General features: G+C 36.5%; 27 protein-coding genes and 1 tRNA gene. 10 read left to right on the top strand and 18 right to left on the bottom strand.

Translation table 11 applies throughout. From position 1 onward, the window contains the following. Nucleotides 1-175: 175 nt before the first annotated feature. Nucleotides 176-349, top strand: a complete 174-nt coding sequence (locus AB3I27_RS01440) for a hypothetical protein (RefSeq protein WP_002291299.1) — start codon at nt 176-178, stop codon at nt 347-349. A 76-nt stretch (nt 350-425) separates the two neighbouring features. Here the strand turns inward: AB3I27_RS01440 and AB3I27_RS01435 are convergent, their stop codons facing one another. The 4 genes from AB3I27_RS01435 to AB3I27_RS01420 all read right to left on the bottom strand — a co-directional run bounded on the left by AB3I27_RS01435 (nt 426) and on the right by AB3I27_RS01420 (nt 3,351). After that, entirely contained in the window at nt 426-581 is a 156-nt protein-coding gene (locus AB3I27_RS01435) for a cyclic lactone autoinducer peptide (protein WP_002291297.1), read from the bottom strand. Beyond that, nucleotides 578-1,159, bottom strand: coding sequence for an accessory gene regulator B family protein (locus AB3I27_RS01430; protein WP_002329239.1), 582 nt, complete (start codon nt 1,157-1,159; stop codon nt 578-580). The genes AB3I27_RS01435 and AB3I27_RS01430 overlap by 4 nt, the downstream gene beginning before the upstream one ends. Before the next feature lie 166 nt (nt 1,160-1,325). Beyond that, the gene (locus AB3I27_RS01425) at nt 1,326-2,066 is read right to left on the bottom strand and encodes a LytTR family DNA-binding domain-containing protein (protein WP_002306636.1); all 741 of its coding nucleotides are present in this window, start codon (nt 2,064-2,066) and stop codon (nt 1,326-1,328) included. A gap of 7 nt (nt 2,067-2,073) precedes the next feature. Further along, complete coding sequence (locus AB3I27_RS01420) at nt 2,074-3,351, bottom strand: GHKL domain-containing protein (RefSeq protein WP_180811642.1); 1,278 nt, start codon at nt 3,349-3,351, stop codon at nt 2,074-2,076. 310 nt (nt 3,352-3,661) lie between these two features. Between AB3I27_RS01420 and AB3I27_RS01415 the strand changes: the two genes are divergently transcribed. Then, nucleotides 3,662-4,135 (top strand): DUF2975 domain-containing protein, encoded by a 474-nt coding sequence (locus AB3I27_RS01415; protein ID WP_002306633.1) that lies wholly within the window; start codon nt 3,662-3,664, stop codon nt 4,133-4,135. A gap of 8 nt (nt 4,136-4,143) precedes the next feature. Then, on the top strand, nt 4,144-4,377 hold the full coding sequence (locus AB3I27_RS01410; protein WP_002306632.1) for a helix-turn-helix transcriptional regulator: 234 nt from the start codon (nt 4,144-4,146) through the stop codon (nt 4,375-4,377). Between the two features lie 121 nt (nt 4,378-4,498). Here AB3I27_RS01410 and AB3I27_RS01405 read toward each other — a convergent pair whose 3' ends face one another. The 3 genes from AB3I27_RS01405 to AB3I27_RS01395 all read right to left on the bottom strand — a co-directional run bounded on the left by AB3I27_RS01405 (nt 4,499) and on the right by AB3I27_RS01395 (nt 10,596). Continuing rightward, nucleotides 4,499-5,080 (bottom strand): hypothetical protein, encoded by a 582-nt coding sequence (locus tag AB3I27_RS01405; protein WP_227140686.1) that lies wholly within the window; start codon nt 5,078-5,080, stop codon nt 4,499-4,501. Beyond that, a complete protein-coding gene (locus AB3I27_RS01400) occupies nt 5,056-5,961 on the bottom strand; it encodes a helix-turn-helix domain-containing protein (RefSeq protein WP_235688716.1) in 906 nt (301 codons plus the stop codon). Before AB3I27_RS01400 ends, AB3I27_RS01405 begins: the two co-directional genes overlap by 25 nt. 168 nt (nt 5,962-6,129) lie before the next feature. Continuing rightward, a complete protein-coding gene (locus AB3I27_RS01395; protein ID WP_368022889.1) occupies nt 6,130-10,596 on the bottom strand; it encodes an LPXTG cell wall anchor domain-containing protein in 4,467 nt (1,488 codons plus the stop codon). A gap of 605 nt (nt 10,597-11,201) precedes the next feature. Between AB3I27_RS01395 and AB3I27_RS01390 the strand changes: the two genes are divergently transcribed. Continuing rightward, a complete protein-coding gene (locus AB3I27_RS01390; RefSeq protein ID WP_002306626.1) occupies nt 11,202-11,573 on the top strand; it encodes a hypothetical protein in 372 nt (123 codons plus the stop codon). A 287-nt stretch (nt 11,574-11,860) separates the two neighbouring features. Here AB3I27_RS01390 and AB3I27_RS01385 read toward each other — a convergent pair whose 3' ends face one another. The 9 genes from AB3I27_RS01385 to AB3I27_RS01345 form a co-directional block, all read right to left on the bottom strand. Beyond that, nucleotides 11,861-12,103, bottom strand: coding sequence for a GlsB/YeaQ/YmgE family stress response membrane protein (locus AB3I27_RS01385; protein ID WP_002313724.1), 243 nt, complete (start codon nt 12,101-12,103; stop codon nt 11,861-11,863). A gap of 31 nt (nt 12,104-12,134) precedes the next feature. Continuing rightward, entirely contained in the window at nt 12,135-13,040 is a 906-nt protein-coding gene (locus tag AB3I27_RS01380; protein WP_002313723.1) for an Asp23/Gls24 family envelope stress response protein, read from the bottom strand. A gap of 12 nt (nt 13,041-13,052) precedes the next feature. Beyond that, nucleotides 13,053-13,241 (bottom strand): DUF2273 domain-containing protein, encoded by a 189-nt coding sequence (locus tag AB3I27_RS01375; RefSeq protein ID WP_002291274.1) that lies wholly within the window; start codon nt 13,239-13,241, stop codon nt 13,053-13,055. 11 nt (nt 13,242-13,252) lie between these two features. Beyond that, on the bottom strand, nt 13,253-13,816 hold the full coding sequence (gene amaP, locus AB3I27_RS01370) for an alkaline shock response membrane anchor protein AmaP (protein ID WP_002306622.1): 564 nt from the start codon (nt 13,814-13,816) through the stop codon (nt 13,253-13,255). A gap of 37 nt (nt 13,817-13,853) precedes the next feature. Continuing rightward, nucleotides 13,854-14,747: an SDR family oxidoreductase gene (locus AB3I27_RS01365; RefSeq protein WP_002306620.1), complete on the bottom strand. Its 894-nt coding sequence runs from the start codon at nt 14,745-14,747 to the stop codon at nt 13,854-13,856. Nucleotides 14,748-14,826: 79 nt separating this feature from the next. Then, on the bottom strand, nt 14,827-15,750 hold the full coding sequence (locus tag AB3I27_RS01360; protein WP_174131774.1) for a magnesium transporter CorA family protein: 924 nt from the start codon (nt 15,748-15,750) through the stop codon (nt 14,827-14,829). Between the two features lie 48 nt (nt 15,751-15,798). After that, entirely contained in the window at nt 15,799-16,149 is a 351-nt protein-coding gene (locus tag AB3I27_RS01355; RefSeq protein ID WP_104760452.1) for an iron-sulfur cluster biosynthesis family protein, read from the bottom strand. A 32-nt stretch (nt 16,150-16,181) separates the two neighbouring features. Next, the gene (locus tag AB3I27_RS01350) at nt 16,182-17,084 is read right to left on the bottom strand and encodes a glycosyltransferase family 8 protein (protein ID WP_002306618.1); all 903 of its coding nucleotides are present in this window, start codon (nt 17,082-17,084) and stop codon (nt 16,182-16,184) included. Further along, nucleotides 17,077-17,934, bottom strand: coding sequence for a glycosyltransferase family 8 protein (locus AB3I27_RS01345; protein WP_002329245.1), 858 nt, complete (start codon nt 17,932-17,934; stop codon nt 17,077-17,079). Before AB3I27_RS01345 ends, AB3I27_RS01350 begins: the two co-directional genes overlap by 8 nt. Nucleotides 17,935-18,267: 333 nt before the next feature. Between AB3I27_RS01345 and AB3I27_RS01340 the strand changes: the two genes are divergently transcribed. Beyond that, nucleotides 18,268-19,077, top strand: a complete 810-nt coding sequence (locus AB3I27_RS01340) for a Cof-type HAD-IIB family hydrolase (protein ID WP_002306615.1) — start codon at nt 18,268-18,270, stop codon at nt 19,075-19,077. A gap of 39 nt (nt 19,078-19,116) precedes the next feature. Continuing rightward, nucleotides 19,117-19,620 (top strand): isochorismatase family cysteine hydrolase, encoded by a 504-nt coding sequence (locus tag AB3I27_RS01335; protein ID WP_002306614.1) that lies wholly within the window; start codon nt 19,117-19,119, stop codon nt 19,618-19,620. 512 nt (nt 19,621-20,132) lie between these two features. On the opposite strand, the gene AB3I27_RS01330 is transcribed toward AB3I27_RS01335, so the two are convergent. Beyond that, a tRNA-Ile gene (locus AB3I27_RS01330) sits at nt 20,133-20,206 on the bottom strand. Nucleotides 20,207-20,378: 172 nt separating this feature from the next. Here AB3I27_RS01330 and AB3I27_RS01325 point away from each other — a divergent pair. The 4 genes from AB3I27_RS01325 to AB3I27_RS01310 all read left to right on the top strand — a co-directional run bounded on the left by AB3I27_RS01325 (nt 20,379) and on the right by AB3I27_RS01310 (nt 21,871). Then, nucleotides 20,379-20,702: a hypothetical protein gene (locus AB3I27_RS01325; RefSeq protein WP_002306612.1), complete on the top strand. Its 324-nt coding sequence runs from the start codon at nt 20,379-20,381 to the stop codon at nt 20,700-20,702. 156 nt (nt 20,703-20,858) lie between these two features. Next, nucleotides 20,859-21,113, top strand: a complete 255-nt coding sequence (locus tag AB3I27_RS01320) for a hypothetical protein (protein ID WP_002306610.1) — start codon at nt 20,859-20,861, stop codon at nt 21,111-21,113. Nucleotides 21,114-21,182: 69 nt separating this feature from the next. Further along, nucleotides 21,183-21,428: a helix-turn-helix domain-containing protein gene (locus AB3I27_RS01315; protein ID WP_002306609.1), complete on the top strand. Its 246-nt coding sequence runs from the start codon at nt 21,183-21,185 to the stop codon at nt 21,426-21,428. Between the two features lie 77 nt (nt 21,429-21,505). Beyond that, the gene (locus tag AB3I27_RS01310; protein ID WP_070704618.1) at nt 21,506-21,871 is read left to right on the top strand and encodes a TIGR02328 family protein; all 366 of its coding nucleotides are present in this window, start codon (nt 21,506-21,508) and stop codon (nt 21,869-21,871) included. 222 nt (nt 21,872-22,093) lie between these two features. Here AB3I27_RS01310 and AB3I27_RS01305 read toward each other — a convergent pair whose 3' ends face one another. After that, nucleotides 22,094-22,681 carry a hypothetical protein gene (locus tag AB3I27_RS01305; protein WP_104760451.1) on the bottom strand — a complete coding sequence of 196 codons (588 nt, stop codon included), beginning with the start codon at nt 22,679-22,681 and terminating at the stop codon, nt 22,094-22,096. Nucleotides 22,682-23,076: the final 395 nt, after the last annotated feature.

The following is a 23,076-nucleotide window of genomic DNA, read 5'->3' as shown; positions in this document are numbered from 1 at the left end:
CTCAGTTATTATTACAAAATTCTATTTATTTGTTAAAATTTTTCAGTGAAGAAAAAAACGCAATAAAATAACTTAAGTTACTTTATTGCGTTTTTACTTTATTTTTCTATTATCATTTTTCTTATTCTCTTCTTTGGTTTATACTATTCTTATAAAGAAAAACGAGGTATGTCCTATGATGAAAAGATTGTATTATTCATTGATCATAACGATTGGCTATTTGATTGTATCGAATCTTGGAAATATGGTATTTGGTATCAGTAAAGAATTCAGTTGGACTACTACTCTATGGGAATCTTTATTCTTTTTCATCTTTGTATTTTTGTTACAAAACTATCGAAAAAAATAAAACTGTGTCAACGATCTGTTGGCACAGTTTTTAGGACTTACGGTACTTTTTATTCGGTAATCCATTTTATTTTTACTTATTTTTCTACTTCTTTTTTTAATGCTTCTGGTACTTTTGGTTCATAAACTAAACCAATACAGGTACTTCCGCTTATTACAGCCTTTTCGGCAACGCTGATAGCAATTGTTGTGATTGCATGTGAGAGACTAAATTTAGTTTGTGTGTGTTTCATTTGATGATCTTCCTTTCTTTTTTTGGAATGAATACAAGTAAGATTGCGGTCAACATACCCAGTAATATCATGACTCTTGAATCATTTGCTGGAATCACTGAACCGATCAGCGTGAGGCTTATTCCTGTTATAACTAGTTTGTTTCTTACGCTTCTTCTTTTTTGTTGGTCTTGTGCGATAAAGGAACCAATGATTCCTAAAACCATACTAAGAATAGCTGCTCCGATGAAATATTCGTAGCGTGTAAGTTCCAAATTGTAATGATTAGCCAAAACAGGTAGCGCCACCAATAATCCCATACTATAGAGCGTGCAGGCCATGCTTCGGCTTGCATGATATCCTTTTGCATATCTTCGTACAGCAATAAAAGACAAATGAGTGGTGATCACAGCAAGAATGCTATGTAAGAAAAACGCTGATACGTAAATAAGCATGAACTTGAAAAGATTAATGAACAGGATCGCTAATCCATAGTTGACTTTTGCTTCCTCCAGTTCTGTTAACCCATATTTCTCTCCGAGTTTTCTGCTCATCTTGCTTGACAGGTTCTCTTCAAGAGACAGATATTCATTTGGCATATCGTTCACCCCTTTCTCACTTTTGATTATACTAAAAATAAGGATGCATATATTAAAAAGTAAAAAGTGCGCGTTTTTTTTACATAACTGCAGTGTTTTCTTTCTTAATAAAGCCCTTATATTCTTTATATCTAAATTATTCTATAAAAAAAGAACGTGACATTCGTCACGCTCCTTTGCTAAATGCAATCAATAATTTTTTTAAACTTCGGGTGGAAACAAGACACTTTTCTCCGTTAGACATAAGGATCGTTCTTTCCTTCTTGTTGATGGAACAAATATTATCCACATTTACAACAAACGATTGATGGCAACGGTAAAAGCTCGGGCTAAACGATTCGATCTCTTTGATTTTTCCATTATATTCTAGCATTCGATTTTCAAGATGAACGATCACTTTGTGAGGAACAGGACTGGATTCAAAAAACAAGATTTCGTCTACGAACAATTTTGTATTGATTGGTCCACTCTTAATACGAATCTGTTCTCTTGTAGGTAAAATTGTATCAAGATATCTTTGGTTAGCCACATCGATACATTTTGTCACGCTTTCTTGCAGCAGTGTATCGTTCCCCTTCACAATATAATCCATTGCTTCTACTTTATACAAAAAAGTGAGATAAGCTAAATCCGTGTAACTGGTCACAAAAATAATTTTTGCTAGTGGATCGTATTCTCTAATCGTAGCGGCTAGATTGATTCCGTTCATATTGGAACTTAAGTCAATATCTAAAAAATAGATGCCTTCTGTTTTATTTGAACGTATATATGAAAGCAACACTTCAGGGTCCGAGGTATCCATTTGAAATTTGATGTCATAATCTTGCATCATTAAATAATTTTGAATCATCTTTGCTAATTTTAATCTAAATGTTCCGTCATCTTCGCAAACAAAAATTTTCAACATAAAGATTCTACCCCTCCCAAATGGTCAGTATTTGAATAAACTGTCCTTCTTCGATTTTAGTATCTAAGTACACATTTTTATTCAACTGAACTAATTCATCAAGATTGCTTAGACCAATCCCACGTTCTTTCCCTTTTGATGAATAAGATTTTTTCTTTAATACATGTAAATCAGGTATATCAGAACGACATTTATTGGCAATAATAAAGGTTATCGCTTCTTCTTGTCTCAATCCGGCAAACAAGATTTTCGGCTTATCTATAATAGAAGATTCTTCAACTGCATTATCTAGTATGATCCCCAGCATCCGAACTAGCATGATAGAAGGAACGGGGAAAGAATCCAATTTTTGTGGCACATTTACGTCTATTTCTATTCCTTTTTCATGAGCTAGATACAACTTGCTCAAAACGATGCTTTTTATTTCCTTGGCTTCAAGATTTCTTATCGGTGACATTTCTAACAATTCCTGATCAAAAAGGGTTCCAGTTTCCTTGATGTGGGAGTAAAAAAAATGTTTCAACCCATCTATATCATTACTTTGGATATAATTTTCCATAGAAACTAGTATGTTTTTGTAGTCGTGCTTGAACTTGCGTATTTCCATATAACTTTTTTCGATTTGCTCACTATATTCGATAAGATATTCCATTCGATTCTTTTCTTCTTTACTTTTATATTCTGCCTTTTTTGTATAAACAGCTAAAAAGCTGATAAGAATAGCAAAAAGGCTATATGCCAGCATAAAGATCCCATGAGCACCCTTCATGAAACAGTCTAAATCTGAAAAGCGTTCAATCATAAGAAAAATGAAATAAATCAAAAACGTAGCAATAACAGTATACTTACTAATATCATATACCATCGATTCAAGGGGTACTTTTTTTAATATATGATTCCTTAAATAAAATGCGAAACATAAATATAAAATAATTGATAAAAAACATATACCCAAATCATTCATCATTATAGATAATGATTTTAAGATAACGTAAATCAGATAATTAGAAAAAATAAGTAGGATAATAGATAACGAAGCATAGAATAAAGCTGATTGAAGCGTCTCTTCATGATAAATCACGAGAGCACACATGACTAGCCATACCAAACCAGTGGCAATTACATTTATCCATTGATAAAGCACCGATATTAATAGGATAACTAAGATTGATAATAAAGCATACTTTTTATTTCTTAGTTTCTTGTTGAAATAGCCCAATCCAACAAACATCGTCATCAGCTGCCCTGATATGAGTAGAGAATAACTTAACTGTAAAATATTCAATTTTAGAACCTCACTTTATGCATGTTTTACATAACAAAATAAACAGCAATTATGAATAAAAAAATTTATTTTTTAAGTTTTTCCCCATAAAAATTGTAACATAGTTTACTAACTATTTGTAAATAACATATTTAAAAGTTTCCTTATAAATCAAAAAGAATCAAAGGCTAACTTCAATTAAAACTCTTAAATACTATAAAACCACATTTGCTAAAAAAGGCAAAAATTTATTGTTTTTCGATAAAAAGTAATTGCTTTTCAATAATTATCCTGCTATATTTTAGCTATCAAAGATAAAAGAGGGATAAAAATGAAATTAAAAACATTATTATTAAAGTTTGTTGTTTTAGGTATAAGTGCCGTATTTATTTTATTCGGTATACTTTTTTATACTCAGATTGCTACAAGCGAAAAAGGATTCACTTTTGATTGGCAGACGACTTTATTCGTTTCTGTCATCTACTTCGCCCTTCTCTTAGGGATTATTATTGCTTATTTCTTATTGAGACTGTTGAAACAAATCGAAGAAAACCAGGCCTTTTCCAATCAAAGCTTGGACATTCTCAAAAAAATCGAACGAACGATTTTGATTATTGGCTTCGCCTTTTTCGGCTTGCTTCCTAAATTTTTGAAAGTGGCTGATTTAGATGATGCTCCTGGTTTGATGTTGGTAGGAATTGCTGTCGTATTCATTCCTTTTGCCGTATATACTTTGACAAGCGTGTTGGAAAATCTGCTCGAACACGCGATTTTACTTAAGACAGATCATGATTTGACAGTGTGAGGTGCGACATGGCTATTATCGTTAATCTAGATGTAGTATTGGCTCAAAAAAAGATGAGTGTAACAGAATTGAGTGAAAAAGTGGGTATTACGATGGCAAATATCTCTATTCTAAAAACCGGAAAAGCAAAAGCTATCCGTTTTTCTACCCTCGAAAAAATCTGTGAAGTATTAGAGTGTCAACCGGGGGATTTATTAAGTTACCAAAAAGACCCCGATCCTATACCAAAAAAAGGAATATAAAACATAACAATCAGTAAAAAAATAATCTGAATAATAGATGTACGAGAACTTTAGCGGTCATTACATCTATTACTCAGATATTTTATTTTGATGGAATATCCTGTTGTCTATAGATACGTATTTACACGTAGAGAGACTTTTCTTCTACTACTTGGTACTTCTCCTGATAAAAATGGAGAAGATTTTGGATCTCACGTTGATTTGGAAATAGAGAAATACCGAAGACCGGAATGTTTGTCTCATCATCAATCATTACATTTGTAATAATACAGTCGATATCTAGATGATATGATTTCTTTTCTTTCTGATTAAAGTTTGGCATGACACTAAATTGATAATAGTCTCCCAATTTTTTTTGCAATCTTTTTGCTATGTAATCCGCCTGTTTTTTTCTTGTATTTATGACTATCACTGCTTTTAATTTATTTTCTTTCCCTTCAATGTATGATAGCAATAACGGCCAGTCGAAAAGAATTTCTAAGATAGCATGGCGAACAAATGAATCGAGTTCAGGGATGACGTATCCTTTTTCTCTGCAGTCATCAACCATCCTGCCCTTCAGTTCTTCATATAAACAGGCTAAAATCGGCGGATCGACTATCGTTGTCTGGCTTGGATCATTTAGGATATATTCTGGAAATCGTGGTTGTGTCAGTATCTCTTTACATCGTTGAACGATCAGATCTTTGTTCTCACATTCCAACTGATATTTTTTTCCAAGCAATCCATCCATGTCATTAAACAATTACTGATACAAAAATGATACTTTCTTTGCTCGCTTGCATTTCTTATTTTCAAAGCAGTATGGATGACTTCTGTCTCAAATATCCACTGCCAGATTTTTTCTTCCCATGGCAAAGAAAAATGGCTCAAGTGATTTTTCTCCAAGAATGAAAAGGTGAAACAGCTGATTTTCTTTTGCTCCATTTCCATTTTATTTTTGTTGAATCGTTGTATACGACAAGCAATAAAAAAATGTAAAAAACATAAGGTTTTCGGATCATTTTTTGCTACCTCATACAGCTGATTTTCTTTTAAAAATAGGATAACCACGTCATAAATTGCTTCGCTAAAAGAACGATTAAAAATACTAGCAGGAGAAGGATACTTTTCCATCAGCAAACGAGCTGTAAGACCCTCGATCACCTGACCCTCTCCGACAATCCGAGTCAACCCTTTGATCCTCAAATCGTATTTTTTTAATTTTGATTGGGTTTTCTTTACGATTCTTCGCAATGTACTTTCTGAAATAAACAGATACTCTGCTAATTCTAAATAATTCTCTTTTGGATGTAGCAGTATGGTTTCTAAATATTTATATTCAGTAGATTGGGAGATCACGATCTGATAAATATGATCTTTTGTGAAAGCAGGTGAAAATATAGCTGTCACACCAGCATCCCGATCAGTGACGATTTGGATATCGGAAGAATATGTATTGATTTCTATAAAATCGTTCCGCAATGTTTTTCCAGAACTTGCCAATCTTTTTTCCAATTGACTAAGACGGCAACGTTCCTCCTCGAATAGTATTTCTAACAGATTCAACTGACGTTGTAATTTTTTTGAGAGAAGATTCAACATGTTTCCATCCCTTTCTAACAAAATCCTTTTGATACATCCTGATAGATAAATGTAAAAGCACTCAATGTCGGTTTCCCTTATTGAGTGCCTTTAATTATATTATATCGTTTATCTGTTTTAGGAATAGGAACTTTGAGAACTATTTTTTCTTACTTAAGCAAAAAACGGTTATTGATTTTCAACTTTCTCTTTTGCTTTTCTTCTCATAACAATCGTCCCTATGCCTGCTACTAACGCGATACCAATCAACGTCCATGCAGTATTCCTAGTTGCATTGGTTTGTGGCATATTCAGTGAAGATTCATTATCTGCACTTGTTGTTGGATCATCTTGGATGCTTGGTGTCGTTCCTTCATTTCGTTCCGTACTGCCGCTTGTTCCATCATTATTCGTGTTATTATTTTGTGATTCATTCGTACTGGATTCCGTCGTGTGATCACGTACTTCATACGGCATATTCAATTCTGTTGAAAAACCGCCATAAGAACTGTCAGTCGTCACGTTGACTGCGACATTGTTCCGACCAGGAGTCGATGTGTCGATTTCAGAATTTAAAGAGACTGTATAAAGATTTTCTGGAATGACCTTGTCATTTACTTTTACATTTTTGATAAATGATTTAAGATCGAGATCCGTTGCACCTCGTGGGATTTCTACTTTATTAGCTTCTACATCAATTTTCCCGCTTGGTTCGAACCCATATTCTGTGACTTCATAATAAGCATATTGAGAACCGTAAGTGAAGTTCTTCTCCTGCTCATCTTCCATCAACATATTTCGTCTAAACTCTTTCGTATGATAGATCCTGACAATGTCTCCTACGTTGACATTCAATGGCTGTCCACTATTGAATCGAGACAATGCTTGTTCGATCGTTCGGTTTCCTGTTACATCATATGTGAATCTGCTAGTGGTATTATCTTTGTTCATCACATCGAATTGATAATAAATCGAGCGATCGGAATAATCATGCACTACTTTGGACAACTCTGTATTTGCCACACCTTGAGATGCTCGGATCATCATTTGAGTATTCTGATTGTTCGGATTTGTCTGTTTAATTAGACTGAATGCGCCAATCGTTGCGCCGTCATTGTTTTTGACTCGGATCGTACTTCCCCATTTCACTACATAAGGGATCTTCACTTCTGTGAACCCAGTACCATCAGTCGTGCTTACTCTCACACGAACCCCTTTTTCTCCCACTGTTGTCGTATCGAAGTTAGACAATTGTTCCACCGTATAAAGATCACTCGTTAGCGGACGTCCGTTGAATGTCACATTTTGGATCAATTCTGCCGGATTCACTGTATTCGTCTCATGTCCTAACAGCAGTTCTTGTGAAATCGGATCAGCCTTGATATCTGTAAATGGCTCGAATCCTTCTTCCGTTACTCTGTAATAGGCATAATTAGAACCACCTGTGTAATCTCTGACCATTTCATCCATCATCAGAAGATTTCTTCCTTGTGTCTCCGCGTGATAGACTTTGATGGTATCTCCTACATTGGCTGCTAACGGCTGCCCGTTGTTGAAGCCGTTTACTGCTTGACGGATCAAGGTATTCCCTGTTATTTCATAGTTGTATTTTCGCGTGTCATTTTCTAGCACTTCGATGGCATAATAGATTCCTCTGCCGAACGGATTGTTCACTGGACGATTCAAGTCCGTGTTGCTTGAACCAGGAGAAGCATGGATTGCTAACTGATCGCCTTCTTTTAATAAACTAAACGCGCCGACGGTCATTTCTTCCAGTCCTCGAAGAACGAATGTACTTCCCCACTGTACTTCATAAGGCACTTCGATTTCGGTTTCAGCTAACCCATCATTCATCGTAATCTTTACTTTTGTCGTTCGTTTTCCAGTTGTACTTGTGTCAATCTCTGACACTTGTTCGATCGTGTAACGATCTTCTGAGATACTTTGATGATTGATCGTGACATCTTTGACTAGTTCTTTGACATCTAATGTGCTGACGTCCTCCCTCAAAGAGAATGTTTGCGAAGTCCCTTCTGCTTCCATCACTGGAATCGGTTCTAGTCCGAATGCAGTCACTCTGTAATAAGCATATTCGGAATCATAAGTGAAATCCCGTTCTTCTTCATCGATCATGACAACTGAGCTGTTCGGTGATCTCTGTGGGTGATAGATCTTGATTACATCATCCAATCGTACATCATAGTAACCATTCCCGTTCCCAAAGTTATTGATCACTTGCCGCAGAGTTCCTCTACCAAGTACCTCATAATTGTAGATTGACTGATTGTTTCTCAGGACTTCCAAAGAATAATACAAGGCGTGCATCGATTCTTCCGTACCGACCCGTTCATCTAATGCTGAAGGCAACCCACTGGTAACGGTTAATCTAGCTGCATTCCCACTTCTTAGATGTAAGGAATAAGCTCCTGCTGAGCCACCTTCGCTTGACTTGATCATGAATGTATCTCCCCAAAGATAATTGACCGATGTTTCGGCTGTTCCTTTGATCGTCTCCCCAGAAATCGGGTGTTTCGCTTGTACCGTGATCCGAATATCTTGTTTGCCAGCAATCGTATTCGTCGGCTCTGTCGATTCTGCTGCGACGAATTCTAAATCCTCGATCGCAACTGATTCCCCTTCAAAAGTGGCTTCTTCGATATAATTTTTAAACGTACTTGCCAGTGACGCAGAAGTTTCTCCTAATGTACGTTCTTCCATTGGCTTCAATTTCAGTTGGATCGCCGGATCAGGGAGTACAGGAAGTGGTTCAAATCCGAAAGCTGTGACACGATAATAGGCGTTATCTGTTCCGTAAGTGAAGTCCTGTTCTTCTTCTTCTACCATCAAGACTGAGCTTCCTGCACTCTTTTGTGGATGGTGAATATTGATGATATCGCCCAACTGTACATCAAGGTATCCATTTCCATTTCCGAATGTCGTGATCACTTGCCGTAGAGTAGCTCTCCCCGGCACCTCATGGTAATAAGCTTGTCGGTCATTTCGTAGCACCTCAATAGAGTAATACAACGAATCTTCAAGACCAATCCGTTCATCGAGAGGAGAATCTAATCCTCGAGTTGCCACGATTCGAGCATTATTCCCATTCCTCAACTGGAAAGCGTATGCTCCAGCTGATCGTCCATCATGGGCTTTCAATAAGAACGTGTCGCCCCAACGAATATTGACTGTTGTTTCAGCTGTTCCTTTGATCATTCGACCTGTAACAGGGTGTCTCGTTTGAACAGTCAGTTTGAGCGCCTGTTCTCCTACGATAGAAGAATCTGGCTCTGTTGATTCAGCGGCGACAAACTCTAAGTCAGCTGTATTAAGCCTTTGCCCTTCCATCGTCGCTTCTTGGATATATTCACGGAATGAAGAGGAAAGTGCAGGATAATTTCCACCGAGATGTCGATCTTCTACATCCTTCAATTTTAGTTCTAACTCTGGTTGAGGAAGAATATCCATCGTGATCGAACCAGTAGCTTCACGTCCATCAGCAGCCGTTGCTTTTGCCCGCCACGTTTTCGTACCAACTGAGATCGTATCAGCATCGAGCCACTCTAACTGATGGGTCTGTCCAAGAGGGTCTCTCACTTCAAAGTAGTCAGCAGGATTAGGGATTGCTTCGCTCACGTAAATGGAATGCGGACCAGCCTTTCCAGTGATTTGTAGTGCTCTATCCTGAACCGTGATCGGCACAGTTACAGTAGTCGTTCTGCCAGAAGTATCTTCAGTTACTTTGATTCTAGTATTTTGAGTACCAATTGTATCCATTCTAGGTGGAGTTTCCCATTCTGTCTTCAGATCCCATTTGACATTACTCCGATCAATCGTCACATAATCAGAAGGATCTGGTACCGCATCGCCTTCCCATAAATTATGTGTGCCAGATTTGGCTTCGACTCCAAGCTCTCCCATTGATTTTGCTGCAGAGTGGAAATTTATTAATCTGTGTTGTCTATGAGACGCATTAGGTCCGGAAAGATACACTTGAACACGTAGCTCTATACTTTCATTACCTAAGTTTCGTTCGTCGCCTATCCTAGTTAATCTTATCTTATAGGGGTCGCCCCAATTAACCATCAGCGCCCTAAATCTCCAATTCCCGCTCTTTGTATCTACAAAAGCAGAAAAATCATCTGAAGTAGATCCGATTGCTATACTTGTGCTAGTTATCCCAAGTGAAGAAAGTACATTGGAAGAAAAACTTGGAGAATCAATTTCTGGTACATCATGAACATCCATATCTGTGTCATATGTTAGTTCTAAAAATTCCCCACGCGTAAAGGAATGGTCATGATTTGCCATCGCTTCATTGAATCTGTATACAAAATATCGTTCATAAAAATCCATTAATTCTGTTACCACTTCTTCCATTGTCCATCTAGTCAATCGTGTCTCTGGGAACATATAATCAACTTGGTTTGTTTCTTTTTTTTCTTCTATTGGTAATCGTGGCAAGGTAGATGCTCGTGGTTTATTTTCCTCTTTCTTTGTTTTTTCCTGTTCTTTCTCTTCCTGAGGGCGTAATTGCCTTAATACTGGTAATTCAATCGAATGTAAGGCAGAAGCGGCTTCTACTACGGTACCGCCCATATTCCCTAGAGCCAGTCCCAACGATAGTGTACTAGTCAATAACTTTTTTACTTTTTTCAATGAATGTTTTACCTCCTTTATTTTTCCTATACAGATCAATAGCGGTCTGTTTTAAACCGTCAGCAAAGAAGGTATGCTATTTTCTTGTTTTAAACATAAATAAATAGTGTAAAAATAGTTTTGTTTCTAACCTCCGTAGCTTTTGCTCAATTGACACAAGTCTGATCGATCAAATAGTATTTATTTTGCTAAACACCTAACGATCATTTGTTGTGACAAACTTGACGGTCAGCATTGTACGTGAATTGCTTCTGTTCCCCTTCTTACGATCTTTGAATATGTAGTTCTCTCCCCAATAATCGTAACTGGGTGTCTCCCACTCCTTTCTTTTTGTTTTTATGCGGGAGCAAACTCCCACATTTATACTGTAAAGGGGTTCTTTCTATTATGTAATGCCACTTTTTACCATTTAATATGGAGTTTTTGACAGAATGTTTCGAATAACAACGATCCACTACTCATTTTTCTTTTTAACGTTAATTTGATAATAATGATTATTTATTTAAAAATACATTAGATAACATTTGTTACGACACGAAAAAGCTTCACAAACAAATATCGTTATTTTAAAATGAGGACGAATTCACACAATTAGGAGGAATAGTATGCCATTCATCGTTTACTTTTTTCTTTCATTACTCGTGATCTATATTCCATTACCAACATTCTTTCTGCTCGTCAATCGTCTAGCTGAGCAACATGATGCGATTACTGCTCTTACGAAACTTTGTTTACTTCTATTTGTTTGTCTAGATTACTTTACGAGCTATTATTGGCTAAAACAGACAAGAGTAAAAAAGAGATATTATTTCTTCCTTGTCTTTTTCAATCTCTTTGAGTTTCTGATCCATTGCTTTTTACTTCATCAGTATCATACGATTCATTTGTGGATCATCTGGGACTTTCAAGTGGTCGTACTATTTTGTATGTTCACCTTCCCTCTCTCAAGAAAATTTAGGGAGACATTGTTTTATTAAAAAAAGGTGGAGAAAGCTTATCTGTATCAATAAAGACACAGTTAAGGAAAAACTGGTCAACATACTGGTTTTTCTTTAAAAAACTTTTAAAAATCTAATTGGGAATTTACCCACACAAACAAGGGGCTATGACAAAATCTTGTCACAGCCCCTTATTTCGAATAAAAAGCTTGCATCTTCGATAATAAGCCCAACCAAACGAAAAATATGAAAAGCTATTTTTGTTTGGTTGTTCTTATTACTTGATGCAGAACAGCTTTTTCACGACCTTTTTATTAAAAGTCTTTTTACAGTTTTCTAGCAAAAAATGAGACAATCAGTACTAAAATGATGGCACCAATCAATGATGGTACGATTGCCATTCCTGCAATACTTGGTCCCCAAGAACCTAATAATGTTTGGCCAAGTGCTGATCCAACTAAACCTGCTACGACATTTGCAATAATCCCCATCGAAGAACCTTTATTCGTGATTGCTCCTGCAATTGCTCCGATAATTCCTCCGACGATAAGTGACCAAATAAATCCCATGTTTCGTTCCTCCTAATGTTTTGCTTCCTTATTACTGAACGCGTGGCTCTGTATTTTCTTTTACTTTTTCAACGCCGCTTCCAGCTGCTGATTTTACTTTATCTGTTTGATTAGAAGCAAATTCACCGGTTTTTTTCGCTGCGTCAGTTACTTTGTCTTGCACTGTTTCTTGATCTTTTTCAAATTCTTCTTTTGTTTTGATGTCCACTACGTTAGCGTTAACTTCGATGACGTCTAAGTGTGTCATATTTTTTACTTCTTTGCCGATTACTTCTTGCATTTCTTCAAAGATTTTTTCGATATCTTTGCCATATTCCACAATGATATCCATGTCAACTGCTACTTGTTTTTTACCGACTTCTGTTTCGATCCCAGCCGTTACATTATCTGTATTCACAAGTTTTCCTGCCACATTAGAGAAGAAACCACCGTTTGCAGATAATAAACCGTCTACTTGTTCAATTGCGATTCCAATGATTTTTTGCACCACTTTGTCTTCATAATTCAACTCACCGCGCATCGAATCTTCCTGCTCAGAGCCATGGTTTTCTTGGTCATTTGTATGTTGTGAACCAAATTTTTCTTGTCCATTTGAGTGTTCAGAACCAAGTTTTTCTTGTGCTTTCGCATGATCAGAAGGGTGCTTTTGTTCCTCTAATGGTTTAGAAGGATCGATTGCATCATGTTGTTCTGGAACTTTAGATTCTGGAGAGCCGGGATGATGAGGCGCATGTTTTTCTGCGTCATGTTTCTTTTCTTTTACACCTTGTTGAACATTTGGCACGACTGGATCTGGATGTGCAGATACTGGTGCTGTTTTGTTCTTTTCATCGTTCACACCATTTGATTGGTTTGGTGTCGTTGGGTCTGGATGTGCAGACACTGGTTTTTGGTTGTTCATTTTATTGTTATTATTATTTTTGTTATTGTTATTCATGGATGTTTCCTCCTAAGATTTAAAATAGTGATCTAAGATTTTCGTTTGTTTCAAATAAAAACCGATAGCGACACCGATAGCGGCCATGATCAAGATCAATAAAGTCTTGAAAAAGCCGACGGTTATCCATAAAACGGCTAATATCAACCCAAGAACCCCAAAGATGATAGGGAGCTTGTATGTCGAAAATAGTTCTTTCATTTTGGTCCCCCCTATTCTACTCGTTTGCGGTCATTACTTTGTTTAGCTGGTTCTTCAAAGCCTGTGTATTTCACGGATACTTTCACTGACTCTTTTGTGCCTAATATGTGTTGTACTTCGTTTTCGATTTCTTTCATCAATGTTCCCGTTTTACCAATGAGTGCTGAAGTTCGTTTCAACTCCCCTTTTACATTGACGGCGATCTTGTTTTTCGTTGCTTTGACATTTACTTTTGGTGAATGGATAAATTCATCTTCATGCAAGTGAGAACGAACCATTCCTTCGATTGCTTTTTTATCCAACGTCAACTCCCCATCACCATGTTTCAGTAAAAAGGTTCCGATCGTTTTTGGATAAAACAAGAAAACAAGCAACGTGATAATCGTCAAAATAGCAAATGCAACAGCAAGCCAGAATACATATTGTTGCACATATGAATTAGTGATGGAAAAGAATCGAAACTTCTCTAATTGAAAAGGCAGTGGATAGGCTGCACTTAATAGTATCGCAAACAAAAGTATAGATAGCAAAAGTAACGTTCCGATCACTCCAAGCGTTTTTACTCCTTTATTCATTTTCGCACCTCCTCATAGGGGTGAAACGATCAACTTTTTATAAGTTGATCGCTTCTCCACCAGTTACTCCGTAGATTTGAGCTGTGACATAACTTGCTTTATTCGATGCTAAGAAGACATAGACCGGTGCTAATTCTCCTGGCTGACCTGCACGTTCTAGTAAACTTTGCTGACCAAATTCAGGAATTGAATCAGAAGGCTGACCTTCGTCTAGTTGTAGCGGTGTCCAGATTGGACCAGGGGCTACGCCATTTACACGGATTCCCTTAGGAGCAAGTTGTTTTGCTAAGCCAATCGTAAAGTTAGCGATTGAAGCTTTTGTTGCTGCATAATCCAATAAATGTTCACTTGGATTGAAGGCTTGGACAGATGTTGTTGTAACAATCGCTCCTCCTGCTGGGATATGCGGAACTGCTTCTTTCACTAAAGCAAACATAGCGATGATGTTGACCATGAATGTGTCTTTGATTTGTTCAAGTGGCAGTTCAACAATGGACTGGCAAGAAATTTGCTGTCCTGCATTCAATACCATCGTATCTAGCCCACCAAGCTCACTTACTGCTTTTTCAATGATTTCTTTAGGTGCTTGTTCATCACGAAGATCAAATGGTAGTAAGACGATTTTACGTCCTGCATCTTTGACGTATTTAGCTACTTCTTCTGCATCTTTTTCTTCTCCTGGGAAGAATTGAAGAGCGATGTCTGCACCTTCTCTAGCAAATGCAATCGCTGCTGCACGACCGATCCCTGAATCGCCACCAGTGATGAGTACACGTCGGTTTTCCAGCTGATTACTGCCCTCATAGGATTCTTCTCCGCAATCAGGAACAGGAATCATGTTCTGTTGTAAAGCTGGCGTATCCTGATCTTGCTTAGGAAATTTCTCCGTATGGTACAGATTTCGCGGATCGATTAATTTTGGTTCTGTCATTGCTGTATTCCTCCTAGTTTTTCTAAATTGTATTGCCAAAACAAATTTCTTTGTTTGATACCTGTTTTAAATAGTTTGTTTAATTCGTATAATCTTTTCGGTATAGATGGTAGCCTAAAACCGCCGCTGCTATCAAAGAGCCGAATACTACGAGGATAAATCCTAAAGCAGAGCTTTTACCCGGCAACCCTCCTGTATTCATTCCCCAAATCCCTGCAAACAACGCCGGAACGGAGATGATTAGTGCAGCTGAATCTAGATATTTCATGATGTGGTTTAGATTATTGTCCATCATCCCATTGAATAAATCACCAATACTCTCCAATAAGTCTCGATAGATCTCGATCATTTTTTCTGTTTGGCGCTGCCTCAAATGGACATCATAAAGCAACTGTTCATCGTCTAAACGTTTGATAAACGTTTCAGAATTCCATAATTGATTCATCGTTTTCCGCTGATCTCTTAAGGTATGATCGATATACACAATGTCTCTTTCAAGATCTGCCTGTTTATACAGTTCCTCATTCTCCGTCGTTTTACGAGCTGCTTTATCCAAAGCGTCAATTCTATGCTTCATTTCTCTTAGTTCTTTCACGTAATGGGTATAAATATCCAGTAATGTATACGTGATGATCTTTTCAAACGAGTTTAAATGATCTCCATGCTTTGTCAGCAAGCGATCCATGAAATCGGTCTTTCTATCAATACATGTAATCAAGAGATTATCGGAAAGTACAAAAGATATCGGTGTCAAATTTTTTTCGATACGATTATCTGACTGATCCAGATTGATCACAACCAAAGAAAATGGATGCGCTAATTTGGTCTCATAAAGGCGCTCCATCCGAGAAACTTCTTCCGGATATTCCGTGCCTACGAAAATATCATCTGGAAGCTCGAATTCTTTGATTGCCTGCTGGATCTCTTCTGGCTTTTTATTATCGAGAATAAGCCAATTGTATTTGTTTTCATCTGTTTCTGTGACTTTCTTTTCATCATCCACAAAGTAGTATCTCAATGTATACCTCCTTTCTGGACTTTTCAAAAACGATTAGCTGAAGAAGCAGTTCTTTAATTTGATATTATAATCGAGTACTGCACTTTCATTTTCTAATGAGAAGCTGTCAAGCTGTTTATTAAAGTCCATGTTTAGTCGTTTACCGAAATAACTTTGTTCTACTTTAGATGTATAGATCTCCAGTAAAGGATGCTCGATTTTTGTTGCATACTCTCCAAATTCCGAAACAAAAGGAATAATTTGGAAAAAGCTGCCTTTTGCAAAAGCACCTTTATCCCTTAAAAATGGATCGGAATCATTGATGAGAGCGAGTGCAATTTTTGTATTTCCCCCCACTTTTTCGATTAACGTCTCTACTGCATTTTTAGACAGTGTAATTTCCATTCCTACTCCCCCTGTTCAGTTGTAGTCTTGTATTATTTAACAACTACGTCTGTTTTTTGTTGAATTTTTGCATATTTTGGATATTTAGGGAATTTAGCCACACAACGGAACGCCGTCATCCCTGCATATTTTTCGTAATATTTCTTCGTTGGTCCTTCAAAATCTTTGCTCCAAGGTTTCACATGTCCTGAGAAATGGATAATGTAAGGATTGTTGCGTGTTTCTTCGTATTCACGTTCACCTGCTGCTGTTGGATGTTTCTTTGCTTTAGCCATGATATAGCCTTGTGCATTCCAACGCGGATGAAGCGGAAGCCAACGATCATGTAAGATTGCATTTAATGCATCTTGGTCATGGAACCTTAATTTTTCTGGATTATGTTCGATGAAGTCTAATACTTTTTGCGTAATATTTTCATCTAACCATTTTTTTACATTGATCAGCATCAATCCTGAGTTGAAGTAACGCATTGATTTAGCTGGAATCTCCATTTTTTCTAATCGTTGATGGAACCCAGCGTCTTCAACAGCTGCTACGATTGAATCACCGAAGTCAAGACGCCATAATTTAGAGATATCTTGTAAAGCAATCATGTCGCAATCCATATATAAGATACGTTCAACTTCCGTGCCGCGGAACAATTCCGGAATCGCTATGCGGTAATAAGCTGTTTCTGGAATACGATCGCTGATTACTACATTTGTAAAGAATTCTTTATTGATTTTCAAAAATTCTACATCTGAATTCATTCGTGCATTTTTCACTGAGAAACGTAAAAGCTGTTTGCTTTCAAAATCGATATCGTCGTCAATCACATAGAACCGAACAAATTTAGACGGGTTGCAATTATCTAATACTGAGACAAATAACGCAGCTAAATGCGGTACGAATTTTGTGTTACAACTTGCGACTACTGCTATTTCTTTTTTATTCATTGATCTCGCCTACTTTCGTTAGAGTACTGTGTGCTAATTTTTTTAAGTATAAATTGGTATACGGATGATCTTTCAACGTATTCCAAGGTTTATCATGTCCTGTAAAATGAACGATTGAAGGTTTTTCATTTCCTTCTTTATACAGACGTTCATATTTTTCATTTGGTGCTGGGTGTCGTTCAAAAATCAAAGAAGTCTGCATGTTCCATTTTGGATGAAGTTGTTCCCAATCTTCATAAAGGACAGCATTCAAAGCATCTTGATCGTGATAAATGATTCGATCACCATTTTCACTTAAATAATGGATAGTTTTTTCTGTAATTTCTTTTTTATTCCATTGATCGATGTCAATCACCATCACCCCTGAATTGAAGTACAAGTCATCGGAATCTATTCCTAATCTTTCCAATGCTTTCACTTGTCCTGGATCGATAATGGCGCCGATCGTTTTTCCATTTAATGGTTCATCATATAGTTTTACGATATCGTCTAGCACTAACACATCTGAATCTAAGTAAAGGACTTTCTTATAATCCTCTTTAGCTAATAAGTTGGGTAAAGAAATTCTTAAGTAAGCGGTAGTTGTGATATGGTCGCTGACTAGGAAGTCTTCGTAGATATCTTTTTCCACTGTCAGGAATTGGATACTTGCATTACTTGAATATTTATTTACCGTTTCTTCCAATCCTTGTTTACTATATTCTGATAGACCATCGTCAATCACATAAAATTTTATGCGTCTTGCTTTATTGCAATTTTCTAATGCAGTTGCGATCATCACGCTCAAGTAAGGAGCATAATTTTCGTCTGAAGCAGTCACCACAGGAACTACGCCGTATCTCTTCTCCATCAAAATCACTCCTTTTTCTAATCTTTTTCTAACCTGTTCTACATCTAGAATATTCCTCATTTGGCTTTAAAGCAAAATATATGCTTTGTTTTCATTGAATATTTTAAAATTTTTTTATTACAAAACGCATTGGTAAGCGCTAACTATTCGTTTTTCATGGCTTTTTATTCAAAGGTATTGACCAAAAACTACTATATATAGCCACTTTTTTCTTAAGAATGTGTTTTGAAAAAATTCATAACGGCAAAGCAAGTTAGTTTCATTTTTTTAATTTCTCATTTAATCTTAAGGTAACAGGAAAATAGATATGTAAAAAGAAAGTAGGAAGATAAAATGAAACTAGCAGCGATTGATTTAGACGGTACCTTGCTTGATCGAAATGGAAAGATACCAGAAGAAAATATCCAGGCACTTCGGAAATTTGATGAAAATGGCGGAATCGTAACAGTAGCTACAGGAAGGAACAGCATTTCTGCTAAAGATATTTTTTCCGAATTAGGGATCGGCGGCTATTTGATTTCTTCCAATGGTTCGCTGATTGCTGAAATGAAGGATGGAAAGATGGCAAAGGTTCTCAGACGTTCGAAAATAGATATCGATACTCTGAAAAAAGCCTTCTTCTATGCTCAAGAAGCAAAAATCTCAATTATTGCCAGCCGAGAAACCCAAGATGATCAGCTGACATTCGATGAGTCAAATCTTGTCAAAGACGACCCCTATTATGAACATTTCAATCTGCAGAATCATTCTTTTGATCAAATTTTAAGTATGTTAGAAGATCCTTCTCTTAGCTATCTTAAATTAGCGTTAACAGATAAGAGTGAAGAAAAACTACAGAAGTTACAAAGAGATCTGCAAGCAGACGGCATCAATTCAGTATTCTCTGATCCGCATTTCTTAGAAATCACGCCTACAGGTATCACTAAAGCTCATTCACTTGTTTTTCTGGCGGATTACCTTGGAATCGAGTCGAGTGATATCATGGCTTTTGGCGATCAAGAAAACGACATTGCTATGTTGAATTATAGTGGGTTGAGTATTGCGATGGGGAATGCACAGCGGCAAGTAAAAGAAATTGCAAACCAAGTAACACTGACGAATGAGGAAGCTGGGGTTGCTTATATTTTAAAAAACTTCTATTGAAAATAAAAAAATGACGTCATGAACGTAGGAGGAAAGAAAATGTTAGTTATTATCGATATGCAAAATCATATTCTTGATCCAAATAGCGAATTTTATATTCCAGAATCAGACCAATTGGCGGAACGCATTGCTAAACGATTAGCTAAAGCACGCAAAAACAAGGAATATATTCTATTCACACGGGATATTCCAGTCGAACTGAAGGACAAAGAAGAGGAACGGGAAGATTTGCAATTGATCCCTCTTCTTTCTCCCCAAGGAAATGAACGAGTGATCAAAAAGTATTACTTTACGATCCCCCCTGAAACTTTAGCTGAAATCAAGGAGACTTTGTTTGAAAGCAAAGAAGAACAAAAAGAGATCGAAGTGGTTGGGATCGAAACAAACTTATGTGTGCTCTCTAATTTGATAGGCTTGCAGAGTGCGTTTCCTGAAGCTGACTTTTTTGTTGATCCAACGTTAGTTTCTAGTAGAAAACATGGAGAATCTGCGTTGGAACTTCTGAAAGATTTCAATGTTTCGATCATTGAACCTAAAAAATAGACAGTCACACGTATGCTACAGTCTATTCTTTATATAAGTTCTATTATCATTTAGCAAGCAAATAAAAAAGAAAAAGCACGAAGAACTGTTTTCAGTCTTACGTGCTTTTTCTACAAAAGTATATTGGCTTTTCCATGACACCTTGGTAAACAGTGTTCTCCTGCCAACTCCTCAGTCACAAGTCACAATATTCAACAAACATGGGAAGCTGTTTTTTGAAATTGCTCCTTGTGACTCAGAGTTAAACGGTAGGCTCACGACCTCTTTCTTAAATGGTGTTCAATCAGCTGACTCTCGGTATTAGCTTAACAAACGGCAAAATATGAGGAACTATTTTTCCGTTTGTTTCTCTAATACTCAGGTCAAAACGCTGATTTCACAACCTCTTCCTTAAACGGTGTTCAAAAGCTTGCATCTGCGGTAATAAGTCCAACCAAGTAAAAACATAAGAAGCTGTTTTTACTTGGCTGTTCTTATTAGTTGATGCAGGGTAGCTTTTTCACAACCTCTTATGTACCTTGTAGGACTCGAACCTACGACCGGACGGTTATGAGCCGTCTGCTCTAACCAACTGAGCTAAAGGTACATCATCATGAGATATATTTTAGTTACTTTTTAACTATAGCACGAATTATAGACGCTCACAAGCTTCAAAATATAAATAATATGATATATTTATTCTTATTTACTTGACTTGAAACTTGACTATTTTTTACTTGCTTATTTTAGAAGAAATGCTATTCTTTTAAAAATTCTCAATGCTAGGAGTGATTATTTTGCCATTTATTGCGATTTTATTCGATTTGGTTGCGGCAGCAGCTTACTTTCTCCAATACAATCATCAAAGTTCAGAAGTCCTGTTTGTTGGAATGATTTTCCAAGGTGTGATCACCCTTCTCCTTCTCATCATGATAATCAGCTACAAAGGAAAAAAATATGCACGTGTCCAGACAGAAATATTTGTTAAATATGTTTCTATTCGTTACGGGATCATCATTCTTTCCTTTTTAATGAATGCAATCGTCCTCTTTTTATATGTATTGAATTACTTAAATATCAATCCATTGATTTTTTCTAGATAGATAACTTGTATTTAGCGGAACAGTTCTCGCGTATGAGCAGAGAGCTGTTCCGCTTTTTCATCGGTCTATTCTTCTTTGATTTTCCTAGCATTTCATTTGTGATGTATGCAATAACATGTTATCTTTTATTAGAAGAAACGTTGAGGAGTCCGTTACATGATTACGTTGGTTAGAGTTTTGTTTTGGTTGCCTTCGGTCGTCCTGATCGCAATTATTTTTTATCTTATGCATTGGAACAAAGAACGGCTTTATTTAGCTGTTTTGACTCTTCCGGTTATTTATTTTATGTGGAAGGTTTTTAATTACAACTACTTTGAACCTGATAGTGTTTTTGTAGAAGAATTATCAGGGTTGGTTTTGTCTCTATTAATCGTCATTCTTTATTTGATACGTTTAAATAAAAAACATTGAGTCCTATTGATTGCTTGTGTAGCTTTCTATGGTCATTACAACTATCCTATTATGATGAAAGGTGATTAAATGAGTATCGAAGAAGCTATTTTACTGGATACTTTACGTTGTCGTCTGAATTTTTTAAGAACTGGCCGATCTTTATCCCAAGTAGCTGTTTCTAGCGCGTTAAGTATTCCTTTATTCAAATATCGTAAATACGAACAAGGGGAAGAAATTCCAAGTATCATTGAATTGATCTACATCGCCGACTTTTACGATATTTCCGTTGACTACCTGATTGGTCGCTCAGAAACAGCAAGCAAACTGAAATGATTTTTTCCAGCCATTGTGCTGGTTTTTTCATTTAATGTTTAAAGTGAACAAACTATGTACAAAAAGGAGATGTATCTATGCGTTTATGGCATGAAAAATTGATTTCAAAGCTTCCTCGTCAGCAGCTTTTAGGACAACATCGAGAATGCTGTGCGTTAAGAGGAAATGGTTGGGGAAAGAAACACGCTACTGTAGATTATGTCTTCCACTATTCTCCTTATAAATTATTTCAATATCATCAACTTGTCATGGACGAAATGGAAAAGCGGGGCTACAGCCCAGCACCTGAATGGACAGATCCTATGTACCGTGGCAAATCATGCGAAGCATTTTTTGATTTGCCTACTGTAGAACGTAGCGTTCCGATTTATCCGGAACATGATGTAGTGTATCTAGCAGAGTGTTTAGCAAATTTGGAGCAAAAAGGAATTTATCTTACCTAAAAAAGAGGCTGGGATAGAAGCGTTTAACTCCAAGAAATAAGAGGTAATTCACGAAAATTGCTTTTCAAATCTTTGTGAATTTCAGCTTATTTCCGAAGGAGTTGCTTCTGCTTCCGCCGTTTACACATGTTTAGAGCGTGAGACAAAAGTTTTTCTTTACTTTTGTCCCACGCTCTAATATAACATGAAAAACTCTTCTACTCTTTACTCATCGAAAAAGTCTTAACCAACGTAGGGTAAGCTCGAATGGTGCAAGTTGATTCTCAGGTTACCTTCGTCATCACGTATAAATCCGAAAGTATATTCTACTTTTGTTTCATCACCCGTTTTCCCAGAAGTAAAGTAATATTCTCCTGATGCGATTGCTGAATCCGTATCGATGATCGTTTCATGATTGTCGAAGCGGATGTCTGTCCAAGGTTCTAACGCAAAACCAGAATCTTCGCTGATATCACCGCCAACGAAATAAGAAAGTGCTTCTTCTTTTGTTGCCCTGAATGGTAACTCTGCAGCTTTAGTTGGTTTAAAAAGCACAGCACCTTCGTCGTATGCATACAATGTCTCGATGACTTCTTCTGCTTTTTCTGTTGCTTCCTCCATACCTTCCTCGCTTGCTGCACCGATACTTATGATTGCTTCTGCCCAGCGTTCCCGTGCTTCGTCGACTTCGGCTTCTGTGATCGTCTCAACTTTTACCTCTTCTGTCGTGTCTTCAGTTGTTTCTGTTGTTGATTCAGTTGCCGAATCGGTTGTAGAACAACCTGCCATTGCTAGTGTTAATGTTGATAGTAAAAATAGTTTTTTTATCATAAGATTATCCCCCCTGAAAACAGACTAAAATAATAACATTTCGTTTTTTTATTTTCAGTTAAAGCTTAATAATTTCTAAATGTTCTTAAATTTTATTTAAAAACTCTTATAACTTTCATAATACATAACATAGTTATTTTTAAATAAAAAAATAAGCTCAATACATTTAAAATAAAAGACATAATTAAAATTAATCAAATAAATATCGTTATCTAAAAACAAAAAAATCCTTTTAAAATCTTACTACTATTAGGCTTTTTCGTTTTAATTTTCTTTAAATAATTATGCAAAAGTAATAGTTGATCTGTTTTTTTATTGTTTTAATAATCGATACACCACTTTATGTAAAATACTTCTCGAAAATACCTATTGACAAACAAACACAGCTATGAAAT

The sequence above is a fragment of the Enterococcus sp. C46 genome, from assembly GCF_040887565.1.
Lineage (GTDB): Bacteria > Bacillota > Bacilli > Lactobacillales > Enterococcaceae > Enterococcus_B > Enterococcus_B lactis.
The sequence above is the reverse complement of the archived record's forward strand: the minus strand, read 5'-3'. Positions and strand labels throughout refer to the sequence as shown.